A 15,060-nucleotide genomic window follows, 5' to 3' on the forward strand; every position below is an offset into this window, starting at 1 on the left:
AATGAGCGGCCTTAGACAGGGAGAGCAGATATGTCCAGGGAAGACGCCGTTACTGAAATGAGTTTTGAACTACACAGTGCAGCACGGCTGCTGCGGCGAAACTTTGACCGCAGAGCCAAGGACCACGGGCTGAGTGGATCCCGCTGGCAGGTGCTTTGGCATCTACTGCGTGAGGAGGGCCTCAAGCAGGCAGAGTTGGCCGAGCGCCTGGACCTAGCGCCGATCAGTCTGGCGCGCCAGCTGGATAACCTCCAGCAGGAGGGGCTGGTGGAGCGGAGGCCCGATCCCGAGGACCGGCGCTGTTTCCGTATTTATCTGACGGAGCAGGCAATGCCGGCCCTCGAGTTACTGGGCGGCGTAGCCCAGCAGACCCGCAGTGAGGCACTTGCGGGCTTTTCCGCCGCAGAGGTGGATCAATTGCAGTCGCTGCTATTGCGGTTGCGCAAGAACTTGACACGTGAAGAGATTGAATGTGACTGAAAAGCTGTCCATTAAGCTAGACCGCGCCGGGCAACGAGAGTTCGCACTCTCCTTTTTTCTGGTACTGGCCGTCCTGATAGGGGGATGGAACCTGTTGCGCGGCAGCGATATTGTCGAGACAGAGAACGCTTACGTGAAAGCGGATAAGATTTCCCTGGCGCCTGAGGTTAGTGGTGTTGTCACCCAGGTGCTGGTGAGTGCCAACCAGGTAGTGGAGAAAGGGCAATTATTGATTCAGATCGACCGCACGGCCTTCGAACTGGCGGTGACTGAGGCGGAGGCGCGCCTGGCCCAGGTGCGCAACGAATTGCTCGCTCGTCGTTCAGAATATGCTGAAGCAGATGCAGCGTTGCAGCAGGCGCGCAAAGATGCGGACTTTTACCGCCGCCAATTGGAGCGCAATGAAAAACTGAGCAAGGTGGCGTTTTCCGAGGCGGAGCTGGACAGCGCCCGCCAGCAGCTGGAGCGCGCTCGCGCCCAGATCACCATTAATGCTGAGAAGCTCTCCAGCTTGCGCGCTGAATTGGGGGGCGACCCGAGTATTGCCCTGGAAGAGCAGGCAGATTTAAAAGTGGCTCAAGCGCAACTGGATACCGCCCGCTACCAATTATCGCGCACGCGCATTATTGCTCCCGTGGATGGCACTATCGCCAATACCGTACCCAAGGTGGGGGAGATGGCCACCCTGGGCATTAACCTGCTGCAAATGATTGGCTCCACTGGCCTTTGGGTGGAGGCCAACCTGAAAGAGACCGAGCTGGGTCGCGTGCGCACGGGCCAGCAGGCGGAAGTGACCTTGGATGCCTACCCGGATTTTGAGTGGCAGGCTCAGGTGGACAGTATGAGTCCCGCCAGTGGCAGTGAGTTTGCTTCCACACCGCCGCAGAATGCCAGTGGCAAGTGGGAGAAAGTCGTGCAGCGGGTGCCAGTGCGCCTGCGTCTTTATCCCCTCAAGGATTCTCCGCCTCTGCGCGCAGGTATGAGCGCCAAGGTACGAATTGATACCAGTGAAGACGATAAAGTGGTTTCGGCTCGTGCAACGAGCGGTGAAAGCGGCAGGGTGGTGCTTTAACTGGATCTGAGAGAGAGGGTTCTGGGCCCGATAGAACTCGGGCCCGAGAGCTGCACCTAGTTGCTTATTGAACTCGGTGCCAAGTTTGGGTGCGGTAGAGGAAGCCCAGGTAGCCGCGCAGCTTAAGGGTGTTGTCATCCTCGAGCCAGACTTTCAGGTCGTATACCTTGCCTTTTACCGGGTCGAGAATTTCCCCGTCCTCGTATTTTTTCCCTTTCTTTTCCAGCCCGCTGATGACATCCATGCCGACAATGGGCTTACCTTTCAGGTCGCCTGGGCACTTGTCGCAAACGGTGTCGTTAGGCTTCATCAGAAGATCCACTACCTTGCCGTAATACTTCCCATCCTTTTCATAGATGTTGACGATGGACTTTGTCTCTCCAGTCTCGTCATCGATAGTGCGCCAGTTGCCCAGGATATCTGCAGCACTGGCCTGCAGGGCGAACAGCAGGCCAAAAGTGGCCAGAAGCAGGTTTCTAATCATCACTTATTTTCCTATGTAAAGTAGGGTGACCCAGATATTACATCAAGTCACCTGCGAGGGCAGTGGGCTAGTCGTCATCAGGTAAAATCTAACAGTCAAAAAGTAGCATTTGGCCACATATCCCTGCCTTTTCTCTCTATTTGTCCCAATTTCGAGACCTTTGTGAATTACCCAAAGGCACCTTTAAGAGGAACAGCTCAAGGGGATACGCTTGCCGGATTCTGGCGGTGCACTGGCCCAGACTTCTCGCTCCGGGTGCTCGGCGAAGGGGGATTGCAGTAACTGGCGCAGAGTCCGCAAAGGATGATAGTCGCCATCTTCAGCAGCCTCGATGACCTTCTGTGCCAAATAGTTGCGCAGAATGTATTTCGGGTTGACTGACAGCATGGCTAGATTGCGCTCCCGGGAGTTATTTGTCTCCCGGGTGAGGCGGCGATCATAGTGCTCCAGCCATTGATCCAGGGCGCTGTGGTAAGTGGGTTTGAGTAACTCGTGCAAAGCGCTGGCCGGACGCTCCCCCCGGTAGTGGGCCAGGGCGCGGAAAAATAGGCTGTAGTCGGCCTGGCCGTGTTGTAGCAACTTCAGCAGTTCCGAGCAGAGGGCCTGGTCGCCATCTTCTTCTTTTTCCAGGCCCAGTTTGGCCCGCATACGTTGCGCATAGGCCTCGCTTACCACCGGCTGGAATTGCTCCAGGCATTCGCGTAGGGCGTCTACACCGACAAAGGCCGACAGTGCATGGGCGAGAGCATTCAGGTTCCACAGTACGACTCCAGGCTGTTGCTCAAAGGCGTAACGGCCGGTGTGGTCGGAGTGATTGCAGATAAAAGTGGGGTCGTAGTCGTCCAGGAAGGCGTAGGGCCCGTAGTCAAAGGTGTCGCCAATAATCGACATGTTATCGGTGTTGAGCACGCCGTGGGCAAAGCCTACGGACTGCCAGGCTGCCACTAGCTCTGCACTGCGGCGTGTGGTAAAGCGCAGCAGTGCTTCAGCTTGGTCTCCCACTGCCATACCCTCTGTACCCGGTATAAAGCGTCGGCAAATAACCCCGATCAACTCCTGTAAGGCCTCCAGTTGCTTGGTGTAAAACAGGTATTCAAAGTGACCGAAACGCACGTGGCTCTCCGCAACCCGGATCAGCATGGCCCCAGTTTCGATTTTCTCTCGGGTGACTGGTTCGTCGCTTCCAACAATGCACAGTGCCCGGGTGCTGGGAATACCGAGGCCATAGAGTGCTTCACTGGCGAGGTACTCCCGTATGGTGGAGCGCAATACTGCGCGGCCATCGCCAAAGCGGGAGTAGGGCGTTTTACCCGCACCTTTTAAATGCAGTTCCCAGTGTCGGCCTTCATTCTCGATTTCACCCAATAGCAGTGCTCGCCCATCCCCCAGGTCCGGGTTGTAGACCCCGAACTGGTGACCGGTATATTTCATGGCAAATGGGCGGCTTCCTTTAAACAGGCGGGCGCCGCAGCCCAGCTCGGCCCAGGCGGGGTCAGATTTCTCGTTGGGATCTATTCCCAATAGTTGCAGCACAGAAGGGTTGGTATCGATTACCTTGGGGTGGCGGAAAGGAGTGGGTGCTATGGGGGTGCCAAAGGCTTCCCCCATATCCGCATAGTGGTGTTCGAGAGTGACTTCGCTCAGTTTCATAGCTTTTGATTGTAGGGTGAATATTCGCGTAAAACGCCAGTGTCCAGAGTGGCTCACAAGGGCCCCTGGCTCTTATATCGCCGTTATCTGTAGGGGCCGATTTTGTGAGCGCCAGTGTTGCTCTTCCTGCTCCAACAATTCTGCAATTGCCGGGCTATCCTCCAGCCACTGTTGATCAGCTTCCAGGTGATAGGCGTCTCCCTGGTCATATAGCTTTAAGCCGTCCAGGCTGCGTTCGGTGCGGTCCCGGTGAATAATACATCCGAGGCGCAGGCATAACAGAAGGTCCGGGCTGGGGTGGAAGCCATAGTGTTCCCGTGGCGGTTTGATTCTTCCCCGTTGGTTGTGCACCAGATAGGCCAGGTGCTCCTGTTCACTTTTGGCAAATCCGGCCATATCGGCGTGTTTAACCATATAAGCCCCCAGCTTGCGAAAGCTACTGTGAGTTAGGGCCAGGCCGGTTTCGTGCAACTGGATAGCCCAGTGCAGTCGCACCTTGCCTTCTGGTGGGTACTGGGGGCGCAACTGCTGCAGGAGCTTGAGTGAGGTGGAACTGACACGTTTAGCCTGGTTGGTATCTACCTGCCAGCGCTCTACCATGGCGGCAATCGTATCTGCACGTCGATCCCCGCCGTGCAAGCGCCCGGCCAAGTCGTGCACTATGCCCTCGCGGATTGCATAGGGAGAGACTTCCATACGCATAATGTCAAGTTCGCAGAATATTGCATGCAGTATCGCCAGACCGGCAGCGAATACCGGGCGACGCTCTTCATCCAGATAGGGCAAATCCAGGTCCGCGATATGTTTGGCGGAGGAAACCCGGTGCGCAAGCTGATCGATATCCCCGCGCTTGATCGCCTTTACTTCACCATCATTGCAAATCCTGGCAACCGCTTTGATAGTCCCGGAGCAACCGGTAACTTCCGCGCCTTCGGCAATATGCTGTAGCTCCTGCAATTCGGCCCGCGCCGCTCGCCGCGCGCGCTGGAAGTGGTTTACAGTGTTGCGGCTGATCAGGCCATCGGCGAAGAAACGTTTACTGTAGGAAACACAGCCTATATCCAGGCTTTCCAGTTGCTGTGGAGTATCACCACCGCGAACCAGCTCCGTAGAGCCACCGCCAATATCAATAATGCAGCGCAAGCGAGGGGGCCATTGGCGGCGGCGAGAACCCCAGTAAAGATCAGGCGGGCCTCCTCGATACCGCTGATAATTTCCACCGGCACACCGAGTATTGATTCCACTTCTTCCAAAAAGCCATCGGCATTGGCCGCAGCCATACGCAGTGTATTTGTACCCACAACACGCACATGGTCGAGGGGCAGTTTATCCATCACTGGTTGAAAGCGTTGCAGAGCGGTCAGGGCCCGTTCGGTTACTGCCGAGTCCAGGTGGTGGTTAATATCCAGCCCCTCGGCCAGGCGCACCATGGCTCTGTCTGTGTGCAGGCGTACCATGCGCTGATCGCGAAATTCCGCCAGGAGCAGATGGAAACTGTTTGAGCCCAAATCTAGGGCGGCATAGCGTTCGTTTGGAGCTTGCATCAATATCCCGTTGAAAGCGCTAATGTATGGAGTCGGACGCTCTATTATTCATTTTGCCACTTTTCAGTCCAATAGTGGGTGCAGTCAATATACAGCGCACCAAAAAGGCGCCACCTATAAAAGTGTTACAAAATTATTAAATATCTTTTATAAATAAAAGATATTTTTTATTTATTTGTGCCAATTTATGGACTGAAACAGTGTGGCAGAAAACTGTGAAGCCATACTAGATCGTTATATTGCTATAGGCGCTTGCTCACAGCCACATTTCAGTGGCATATTTCTTTACTTAATCTTGACCCTCAGCCCCGTGTTAAGGCTGCTTCCAGAATAATCTGGGTTTTTAAACTGCCGTCAGATACTGGGTGCGTTTTATGGTTTTGCAATGTCTAACGATGTGCCTCTATTTCCCAAAGAGTTGAGCTGGCTTTCATTTAACGAGCGTGTTTTACAGGAGGTGGAAGATGAAAGTGTGCCTGTTATTGAGCGCGTACATTTTTTGGGAATCTTCTCTAATAACTTGGATGAGTTTTTCCGTGTGCATGTTGCAGCGGTACGTCGTTTAGCAGCCTTTTCCGTTGGCGGAGAAAAGAAGGAATATTACAGTAATCTATTGCAATCGATTAATAATCGAGTGTTGAGGTTACAGTTGCGCTATGCGAAGGCCTATAACAAAGCTTTAAAGGATCTGGCAAAGCATGATATCCATGTGGTTAGGGAGACTTCGCTTAGCGATAACCAGCGCCAGTTTGTAGAAAGTTACTTTCACCGGGAAGTGCTGCCGGAGTTGGAGCCATTCTTTATCGATGGGCGCAAGCCCATGCCATTGATTAATGAAACCAGTATCTATTTTGCGATTGCACTTGAGTTGGATGATGGTACTGAGCGCTATGTGGCAATGGAGATTCCTACGGATACACTTCCCCGCTTTGTGGAGATTCCTCCACGGGAGGGGAAGCGGGAGAAAGTCTACATCGTTCTCGATAATATTATCCGGGGATGCCTTAAAGAAATATTTCGCCATGTGGTGCCTATCGCTAAAGCCAGCGCCTATACCTTTAAGATCAGTCGCGATGCTGAGTTGGAGTTAAGTGAAGAGGTAACCCAGAATATTCTCGACCGAATGGAGCGCTCACTAAAAAAGAGAAAGCGCGCAGATCCGGTGCGTATGGCATACGATGGTGATATGCCTGAGGCTCTACTGGAGTTGGTGAAGAAGAAACTGAAAATGGGTCGTTATGATACCTATACCCCCGGTGGGCGTTATCACAATTCCAAAGATCTGATGAAATTCCCGGGAGAATCCGCCCGGCTTCGCTATAAGCGCCTCACACCACTGCCAGCCTTACCGAAAAATGAAAGTGTATTTTCACAGCTGTGCGCAGGGGATCGGCTTTATTATTATCCCTATTATGACTTCCATGCGATTGTCAATTTCCTGGCATCTGCCGCACTAGACCCTCAGGTAAAAGAAATTCGGATTAATCTCTACCGGGTAGCAAAGAACTCCCGTGTAGTTGCGGCTCTGGTAAATGCGGTTCGCAATAACAAAAAAGTGACTGCGGTGGTGGAGTTGCGGGCGCGCTTTGATGAAAAGGCCAATATCCATTGGTCCCATGAGTTGAGCGATGCCGGGGTGAATGTAGTGTATGGCATGCCCAATCTCAAAGTACATTGCAAGTTAATTTCTGTGCTTCGTCGCGAGGATGGCAAAGACCGTTTCTACAGCCATCTAGGCACCGGTAACTTTAATGAGAATACAGCGAAGGTCTATTGTGATTTTAGTTTATTGACCAATAACCAGGAGCTAGGTAGGGACGTGTACAATGTATTTGAGTTTATGCAGGCACCGCGTAAGCGCCCTTCTTTTAAACGTATTATCACTTCACCATTTTTCTATCGGGATGCGATAACTGCAGCGATAGATCGCGAAATTGATGCCGCCCAGGCAGGGAAGAAAGCGGCGCTATTTTTCAAGTGTAATAACCTTGTGGATAGCCAGATTATTGAGCAGCTGTATCGTGCCAGTGCCGCAGGTGTAAAAATTCGTATTATCGTTCGTGGGATGTGTGCATTGGTTTGTGAAACTCCGGGCGTATCAGACAACATTCGTATTATCAGTTTGGTAGATAAGTACCTGGAGCATGCCCGGGTCTATATTTTTCACAATGGTGGTGATGAGCTGATGTGGTTGTCTTCGGCGGACCTGATGAAACGAAACCTGGATCAGCGAGTTGAAGTCACTTTCCCGCTTATGAATCCGGAGCACCAGGCTACAGTTCGCAAAATTATGGAATTGCAGTGGAGTGATAATCAGAAGGCGCGGCTGATTGATGCCAAGCAAACAAATTCCAAGTTGGCTAATGGGGGACGAAAAGGTTGTCGATCCCAGGATGCCATCTATCGCTTTTTAAAGCAGCGTGAGGCGGAGTAGTATAGATCGCCAATAATGGGCTGCAGACCTTCCTTAGATTAAATGGTGACCCTTCAGTTTGTCTGTGGGGTCACAAATACCATTTGCACTGCTAACATCATTATTCTACCCAGTTTAGGCTATCACTCTTGATAGAGTGCATCTTTCCTTTATTTATTGATCCCGCTACCAAGATAGAAACTCTACTGTTGGTTTTATAGCCGATATCACAAGGAGTGAATCCAAAAATACGCTGTCACCTTGTTCTATTATTTTATAGTTAGCCAGATTTTAAGCTCTGTACCAGTAGGGCGGATTTAGGGAGGCTGGTATTTGGATTTTGGTGATCAATAGTAGAAGCGTTGGTGAAGTGCTCTATCTATGCTAAATGATATTCCTCTATTTCCCAGCGAATTAAGCTGGCTATCTTTTAATGAGCGAGTACTACAGGAAGCCGAGGATGAAACAGTCCCGGCTATCGAACGGGTACACTTTCTCGGAATTTTCTCCCAGAATATGGATGAATTTTTCCGCATTAAGGTTGCTGGTGTACGGAGGTTGGCGAGTATTGATTCTGGTGTGGGGCAGAGGGAGCACTTTTCCCAGCTATTGAAAACTATTAATGATCGTATTTTGACGCTTGAAAAGCGCTATGCCGAAGCTTATGTCAAAGTGTTATCGGGATTGAAAAAGCATAGTATTTATCTTGTTCGAGAAGATAGTTTAAATAGCCATCAGTTGGGATTTGTAAAAAATTATTTCCATAGTCTGGTTTTACCGGAGTTAGAGCCTTTTTTTATCGATGGCAGATCAGCAATGCCATTGCTGAGTGACAACAATATCTATTTCGCTATCACTTTGAATTTAAAAGGGGAGCCAAGCAGATATGCAGTTATGGAGATTCCTACTGCTATTCTTCCCCGGTTCCTGGAAATTCCATCGCGACAAGGCAGGAAAGAGAAAGTTTACATCGTTCTGGATAATATTATTCGAGTGTGCTTGGAAGAAGTCTTCCGCAATGTCCTGCCTATTCTTTCTGCCAAGGCATATATGTTCAAGATAAGTCGAGATGCAGATATTGAGCTGGGGGAGTATGTCAACCGGGATATTCTCGAACGTGTTGAACGGTCGCTCAAACAGCGTAAGCGTGCAGAGCCGGTACGTCTTGCTTACGACATGGAAATGCCTAATACACTGTTGGAGCTGATTAAGAAAAAGCTGAAGATGGGATCCAGGGATAGTTATACCCCTGGTGGGCGTTATCACAACTCCAAAGATCTTATGGGCTTTGCCCCGGATTCCAAAAGTTGTCGGTATAGAAGGCCGGCACCGCTCTTGGCTTTATCCACCAGTGAAAATATTTTTGACCAATTGCAAGACGATGATGGATTGTTCTGTTATCCGTACCATGATTTTTGGGCAATAACAAATTTCCTTGCTTCGGCCTCTATTGACCCGCAGGTAAAAGAGATACGTATTACCTTGTATCGAATGGCGAAAAACTCAAGGGTAATCGCGGCGTTAATTAATGCGGCTAGAAATAATAAAAAAGTAATTGCGGTTGTTGAATTGCGGGCGAGTTTTGATGAAAAAGCCAATATTTATTGGTCCCGTAAATTAATAGAAGCGGGAGTGTTGGTTGTTTACGGCGTTCCTGAAATGGAGGTTCATGCGAAGTTAATTTCTGTAGTTCGCCGTGAGCAGGGAAAGAATCGTTTTTATACCCAGTTGGGAACAGGGAATTTTAACGAGAGTACTGCTCGTGTCTACTGTGATTTCAGTGTGTTGACTAATGATCAGGGAGTGGGTCGCGACATCTATAACTTGTTTGAATTTATGCGATTCCCCAATATAAAACAGGTTTTCAAGCATATTATTGTCTCTCCTTTCTCATTGAGAAGGTCTTTTGAGCAGGCCATAGACCGGGAAATAGAGGCAGCCCTCGCTGGGTGTAAGGCTGGCATATTCTTTAAGTGCAACAGCCTGATAGACAGCAAACTGATTGCCCACCTTTATCGGGCGAGCGCTGCGGGAGTAGAGATTCGATTACTCGTTCGCGGTGAGTGCTCTTTGGTATGCGACACCCCTGGATTATCCGACAATATTAAGGTGATCAGTTTGGTGGATAAGTTTCTGGAGCATGCAAGGATTTATGTGTTTCATAATGGTGGCGATGAACTGATGTGGATGTCCTCTGCAAACCTGAAAAACCGCTGTCTGGATCAACGTATCGAAGTCACTTATCCGGTGACCAATTCTCGACACCTCCGAACCATTAAGAAAATCATGGAACTACAGTGGCATGATAATCAGAAGGCCCGCTTAATTGATGCCGGTCAAACTAATACCCGATTGGCTAATGAAGGAAGTAGGGGCTGTCGGGCTCAGGACGCTATTTACCGCTATTTAAAGAAGCATTCCCAGAGGTACTAAAAAAGGCAGAAGAGAAATTGTACGGTGCCCAAGAGTATATGGGCATAGATGCTTTACAGGCCTAACCGGGTGTCTTCACAGTATGTCTTCACAGTATGTCTCAAATACTGTCTATCACACTAGTGGCAACTCTTTTCTTTAGTTGGGGCTAAATCCTACCAGTTGTCCATCACTAAATGAAAAGCGATACCCCTGGCCGACCTTCAGTCGCTGGCCGCAGGGGGATTGAATTGTAATACGGGGATATTGCGGGGTGGAAATCCAAGTTGCAAAGTCGCCTCTGGGTCCGCGTCCCAGCAGCTGGTAATAGTCTCCATAGTTACAGAAGGCCGCTGGTGTACACCTCTCACTGCCCCATACATAGCCGATTACATCGAACTGTTGGGGAAGGCCATATGACTCTACGAAGGGTTGGCGTGGGTTTTCAGTAAAAGTAAAGACCTCATCAAAGGACAGGGTTGGAAACCCCCGGGCGGGGGTTGCACAGCTGACCACATGGGGTTTACCTGTGATTCGTGCGTAAGGTGGTGGGCGTTTTGCTGGAGGGAGCTTGCCGGGGATGGACATCTCGCTGGGGAAATAGCCGCAACCGCTGGTCGTCAGCAGGGTATAAGTTGCGGCAACTAGAGCCCAGCGAAAAATATGCACGGATTATCCGCTCCCTTGGAAAAGTCCTCCTACCAATATAGTCATAGATTGGTCGTCTACTTTTGTTGTGCACGGTTATGGGAGCGGCGCGGGAAACGCCACTTGCGTCGATAGGGGAAAGCACTCTCCACATGTCCGGCGCGAATACGATCTTGTAAGAGTTTCCAGAAGCGATAGTTGTATAAATCGCCGTGCAGCTTTTCGAATGCCGCGCGCGCGGTGGGATTGCCAGAGAAGAACAGGCGGAATTCTTCTGGGAAGACGTCGGCTTCTGCGACGGTATACCAGGGCTTGTCGGCCAGCTCCTGCTCAGAGGTATGAGCTTCGGGAATCTTGCGGAAGTTACATTCCGTCAATGGGCAGAGTTCATCGTAATCGTAGAAGACTACCCGCCCGTGACGGGTAACCCCAAAGTTTTTCAGCAACATGTCACCTGGGAAGATATTTGCGGCTGCCAGCTGTTTGATGGCATTGCCATACTCTTCCATGGCCTCCTTGGTTTGCTCTTCATTGGCATGTTGCAGGTAGAGGTTAAGCGGTTCCATACGCCGCTCTACATACAGGTGTTTGATGATGACCCGCTTCTCATCAATGATCAGTTTTGATGGTGCCACTTCCTGCAGTTCTTTGATCAGCTCTTCACTGAAGCGATTGCGGTAGAAAATAAAGTAAGAATACTCCTGGGTGTCAGCCATACGGCCGACCCGGTCAGAGCGGGATACGAACTTGTATTTTTCTTTTACGATCTTTTCGGTGACAGTTTTCGGCTGGTCGAACTCGTCTTTAATGACTTTAAATACCACCGGGTAGGAGGGCAATGTGAATACACTCATCACCATCCCTTTAATGCCCGGTGCAATAACAAACTTGTCGTTACTGACCTTCATATGGGCGAGGATATGGCGGTAGAACTCGGTCTTACCGTGTTTGTGGAAGCCGATAGAGTTGTATAGCTCAGACTTCTCCTTGAGCGGCATAATGGTGGACAGGAAGCGCACAAAGCGGGAGGGGATTGGCGCATCCACCATAAAGTAGGAACGGGTAAAGCTGAAAATGATACTGGCGGAGTCGTTATTGTAGATAAGGGTGTCCACAAAAATACCGCCGCGCCCGTTGTTTAGGCAGGGCAGGATCATGGGGATAACTTCGCCGTTCAGGATAATGCGCCCCACCAGATAGGCCGCTTTGTTACGGTAGAAAACCGACTCCAGCATATCCACCCGCAAGTGTTTCTCGTTGTCCACATTGGCCAGGGGGGCGCTGCGCAGGGATTCGCAGATATGGGCAATGTCGCGCTCCATATTCTCCCAGGGCGTGGAGAAGCTGAAATCCTTGAGAATATCTTCGACCATACACTCGAGGCCGTGGCGGCCGCTGTAACTGATATAGATGCTGTAATCCCGTAGCGGTTTGTCTTCCGGTGCTCGGGACGGCTTGACGAAGATATTGCTGTCGTGAATGTTGGTGTGGTGAAACTGGCTGCAAAACACCGAGTTAAAAAAGGTCTCGGCGATCTCATAATTGCTGTGATTGGCAATCAGCTGTGCATAAGTGGCGCGGGCATCACGCCACAGCTCCAGCTGGCTGGTGTCCTTGCTGGTTACCGAATGGACCAGGTCCACCACTTGGGTGACCTTGGTTTTGTACAGATCGATCCGGGCTTTATTGGCCTCGTGTGCCGCTTGCCAGGAGGCGGTTTCAAAACGGGCCTTGGCGCCCAAAGTGATGTTCTGATAGTCTGCGAAATAGGCGTCAAAACCATTGAGGATGGTTTTAGCGATGCGTCGGGCGGTCGGTGAGTGATTCGTCATGCACTAGACTTTTTTTCTAAGTTACAAGTTACGCTTGCGCCAGCAGTTACCGTAGATAACGGCGTTGGACCCCCTAAGCACACCTCGCTCCGGTCCTGCCCATACTGCCTGGGGCTCTAATTAAGCGGATAGTAGCACGGCACGTCGGAGTCCCAATTGAACGATTGGATCAGTAGCTTTGTCTTTTTCTTTGCTGTGATTGACCCGGTGGGTACTCTGCCAGTGTTTATCGCAGTCACTTCACGACATGCAGAGTGGCAAAAGCGCAGGATAGCCTGGCTGGCAGTACTCGTTGCCACCGGGATCTTGTTGTTCTTTTTGGTCGCAGGGCAATTCTTCCTCGAGGCGATTGGCGTGCCCCTTTCTGCATTTCAGGTAGCTGGAGGCGTCGTCCTGTTCCTGTTTGCCTTAACCATGATATTTGGTGAGAGCAAGCCAGAGCAGGAGATAGAAATCATCCGTGAGGGGCATGAGACAGCGATTTTCCCTCTTGCGGTGCCCTCCATTGCCTCACCCGGAGCCATGCTCGCGGCTGTGGTACTCACAGATAACCATCGATTTGATGTGGTTCATCAGCTGAGTACAGCATCTGCCATGATAGCTGTATTGGCGATAGTGATATTGCTGCTGCTAACTGCCAACTGGATATATCGATTTATTGGTGATGCCGGGGCCAGTATCGTAAGTCGCGTTATGGGGCTGATCCTGGCCTCCGTAGCAACAACCAATGTACTTGTCGGGATTCAGCAGTTCTTTTCAATTTAACTACTGGCATTTGGTTTTGTACTGGTTGAGCTAAGGCTACGTTTCTTCTAGTGAAGAGAGTATTGGATTGCCGGTTAGTGTTGGAATTGCGCCCAAGCCTGAATTTCTACTTTATTCATTGTGATTTTGGTGACTTCTGAAGCGGTAAAATGATAGAGCTATTGCTGCTGATTTTTGGCGTCTTGATTTGGTATATCAGCACGCTTGCGGCCGGGGGCGGGGCACTGCTCCTTGTTCCTGTGATTAGCTTTACCGTTGGCCCACACCTGGTTGCACCAACGGTAACCATTGCCAAGTGCCTGGCTTCGCCATACCGGGCACTGGTTTTCTGGTCCTATATTGATTGGCGGGTAGTACGCTGGCTTACCCCGGGAAGCTTAGTCGGGGCATTGTTAGGTGCATATTCCTATACACAGATGTCCCCAGAGTGGATACAAATAGTGGTTGGGCTTTTTTTAATGTCCACGATACTTCAGTATCGCTTTGGCCATAGGGAAAGATCTTTTCCCATGTCACTTCCCTATTTTTTACCTTTGGGATTGGTGACCGCTTTTGCTTCCGGTCTTATTGGGGCAATGGGTCCGCTTAAGAACCCTTTCTTGCTGAATTATGGCCTCGAGAAAGAATCCCTGATAGCCACTAAGGCCTTTAATGGGCTGTTAATGCAGCTTGTAAAGCTGGGAACTTATATTACATTCTCGGCGGTATCCCTAGAGTTGGCATTCTATGGTGTGGCGGCTGGGCTTGGGGGGATTATTGGTGTAACCCTCGCGAAAAGGAGATTGAATCAGGTCAGCTTTAAAAAGTTTAGGAAATACACTCTATTGGTAATGTTCTTGTGTGGCTTGGTACTAGTGATAAAAGCGCTTTATGACATGGCTTAGATTTATAGGGATAGTATTTATAATTTATTGCTAAAACTAACCGTTTGGAAAGCAAAGAATTAAAATTCGGTCCCCTAATTACAATACTATCATCATAAGAAATAGGGAGCCTCTGAATAACTCCGTGATACCTCTGGCATGCAGAGCGGTTCTCAATCAAGGCGCGGCTTCGCAGGAATGTCTAGACCTTTCAAGAAGTCGCAATGCGGAGTGTGAATCGCTCTGCAAGCCCCGAAGGGCGGGCCTTGAAGGCCACAGCTGCTGCGTTGCCGCTCTTGCAAAGGGCTTACGGCCATTCACGGCGAGTTGCGCCTAACACCTGCAGCCTTCAAGACCCGAAGAGGCATTACGGAGTTATTCAGAGGCTCCTTAGTACAATTTTTATATTCAGTTTATTAATGGCTGCGCTCGAATCCTGCATAGGTGTGATACTGCTGGGGGGTTAGGCCTGCATGGCGTGCCTGAAGATCTTTGGGAAGATCGCCTAAATAGATGACGCGAGTGGGTTCTGCCGTCTTGAGCCAGCGCTCTGAATAATTCTCCCAGGTATCCACATGTTTATGCGCGGCACTTACATCTTTGAAATGCTCGTATACAATAATTTCTCCACTATCAGAAATATAGTACTGATAATTCAGTGTCCCCGTTTCTTGCTGCGAGATTATCTCTACCATTTCATCAACAATTGACTTAAAGGCCTGCTCCTGTCCGCTCTTTATTTTCGCCTCCACAATCCAGCCAACATTATTAAACATAAGTATCTCCAATACGGTTTAACAGGCTTTGACATAAGTAGTAGAGCAACAACTTTTAGACCCTGGGAGCATGCTGACTGATAAGCAACCCACCGCTAAATACCTGAGGAGGAATAACTGC

The 15,060-nt window shown here is 50.2% G+C and carries 13 protein-coding genes; 6 read left to right on the forward strand and 7 right to left on the reverse strand.

From position 1 onward, the window contains the following. Positions 1 to 30: 30 nt before the first annotated feature. Together P0078_RS17150 and P0078_RS17155 are read left to right on the forward strand one after the other, a co-directional pair. Positions 31 to 480: a MarR family winged helix-turn-helix transcriptional regulator gene (locus P0078_RS17150; RefSeq protein ID WP_282931135.1), complete on the forward strand. Its 450-nt coding sequence runs from the start codon at positions 31 to 33 to the stop codon at positions 478 to 480. Continuing rightward, positions 473 to 1,552 carry an HlyD family secretion protein gene (locus tag P0078_RS17155; RefSeq protein ID WP_282931136.1) on the forward strand — a complete coding sequence of 360 codons (1,080 nt, stop codon included), beginning with the start codon at positions 473 to 475 and terminating at the stop codon, positions 1,550 to 1,552. Before P0078_RS17150 ends, P0078_RS17155 begins: the two co-directional genes overlap by 8 nt. Positions 1,553 to 1,616: 64 nt before the next feature. Here the strand turns inward: P0078_RS17155 and P0078_RS17160 are convergent, their stop codons facing one another. The 4 genes from P0078_RS17160 to P0078_RS17175 all read right to left on the reverse strand — a co-directional run bounded on the left by P0078_RS17160 (position 1,617) and on the right by P0078_RS17175 (position 5,230). Then, complete coding sequence (locus P0078_RS17160; protein WP_108734638.1) at positions 1,617 to 2,036, reverse strand: DUF2147 domain-containing protein; 420 nt, start codon at positions 2,034 to 2,036, stop codon at positions 1,617 to 1,619. A gap of 183 nt (positions 2,037 to 2,219) precedes the next feature. Further along, positions 2,220 to 3,686: a protein adenylyltransferase SelO gene (locus P0078_RS17165; protein WP_282931137.1), complete on the reverse strand. Its 1,467-nt coding sequence runs from the start codon at positions 3,684 to 3,686 to the stop codon at positions 2,220 to 2,222. Between the two features lie 72 nt (positions 3,687 to 3,758). After that, positions 3,759 to 4,829 carry a Ppx/GppA phosphatase family protein gene (locus P0078_RS17170; protein WP_282931138.1) on the reverse strand — a complete coding sequence of 357 codons (1,071 nt, stop codon included), beginning with the start codon at positions 4,827 to 4,829 and terminating at the stop codon, positions 3,759 to 3,761. After that, on the reverse strand, positions 4,742 to 5,230 hold the full coding sequence (locus P0078_RS17175; RefSeq protein ID WP_282931139.1) for a Ppx/GppA phosphatase family protein: 489 nt from the start codon (positions 5,228 to 5,230) through the stop codon (positions 4,742 to 4,744). The genes P0078_RS17170 and P0078_RS17175 overlap by 88 nt, the downstream gene beginning before the upstream one ends. Before the next feature lie 385 nt (positions 5,231 to 5,615). Here P0078_RS17175 and ppk1 (P0078_RS17180) point away from each other — a divergent pair, with 385 nt between their 5' ends. Next, on the forward strand, positions 5,616 to 7,664 hold the full coding sequence (gene ppk1, locus P0078_RS17180) for a polyphosphate kinase 1 (RefSeq protein ID WP_282931140.1): 2,049 nt from the start codon (positions 5,616 to 5,618) through the stop codon (positions 7,662 to 7,664). 360 nt (positions 7,665 to 8,024) lie between these two features. Further along, complete coding sequence (gene ppk1 / locus P0078_RS17185) at positions 8,025 to 10,076, forward strand: polyphosphate kinase 1 (RefSeq protein WP_282931141.1); 2,052 nt, start codon at positions 8,025 to 8,027, stop codon at positions 10,074 to 10,076. 138 nt (positions 10,077 to 10,214) lie between these two features. Here the strand turns inward: ppk1 (P0078_RS17185) and P0078_RS17190 are convergent, their stop codons facing one another. Further along, positions 10,215 to 10,724, reverse strand: coding sequence for a hypothetical protein (locus P0078_RS17190; RefSeq protein WP_282931142.1), 510 nt, complete (start codon positions 10,722 to 10,724; stop codon positions 10,215 to 10,217). Positions 10,725 to 10,780: 56 nt separating this feature from the next. Next, a complete protein-coding gene (gene aceK / locus P0078_RS17195) occupies positions 10,781 to 12,535 on the reverse strand; it encodes a bifunctional isocitrate dehydrogenase kinase/phosphatase (RefSeq protein WP_282931143.1) in 1,755 nt (584 codons plus the stop codon). A gap of 156 nt (positions 12,536 to 12,691) precedes the next feature. Between aceK and P0078_RS17200 the strand changes: the two genes are divergently transcribed. Both P0078_RS17200 and P0078_RS17205 read left to right on the forward strand, forming a co-directional pair. Beyond that, positions 12,692 to 13,300 carry a MarC family protein gene (locus P0078_RS17200; protein WP_282931144.1) on the forward strand — a complete coding sequence of 203 codons (609 nt, stop codon included), beginning with the start codon at positions 12,692 to 12,694 and terminating at the stop codon, positions 13,298 to 13,300. A 149-nt stretch (positions 13,301 to 13,449) separates the two neighbouring features. Next, entirely contained in the window at positions 13,450 to 14,184 is a 735-nt protein-coding gene (locus P0078_RS17205) for a sulfite exporter TauE/SafE family protein (protein WP_282931145.1), read from the forward strand. 395 nt (positions 14,185 to 14,579) lie between these two features. On the opposite strand, the gene P0078_RS17210 is transcribed toward P0078_RS17205, so the two are convergent. Beyond that, positions 14,580 to 14,939 carry a putative quinol monooxygenase gene (locus P0078_RS17210; protein WP_282931146.1) on the reverse strand — a complete coding sequence of 120 codons (360 nt, stop codon included), beginning with the start codon at positions 14,937 to 14,939 and terminating at the stop codon, positions 14,580 to 14,582. Between the last annotated feature and the right edge of the window lie 121 nt (positions 14,940 to 15,060).

The sequence above is a fragment of the Microbulbifer sp. VAAF005 genome (genome assembly GCF_030012985.1).
Taxonomy (GTDB): Bacteria; Pseudomonadota; Gammaproteobacteria; order Pseudomonadales; family Cellvibrionaceae; genus Microbulbifer.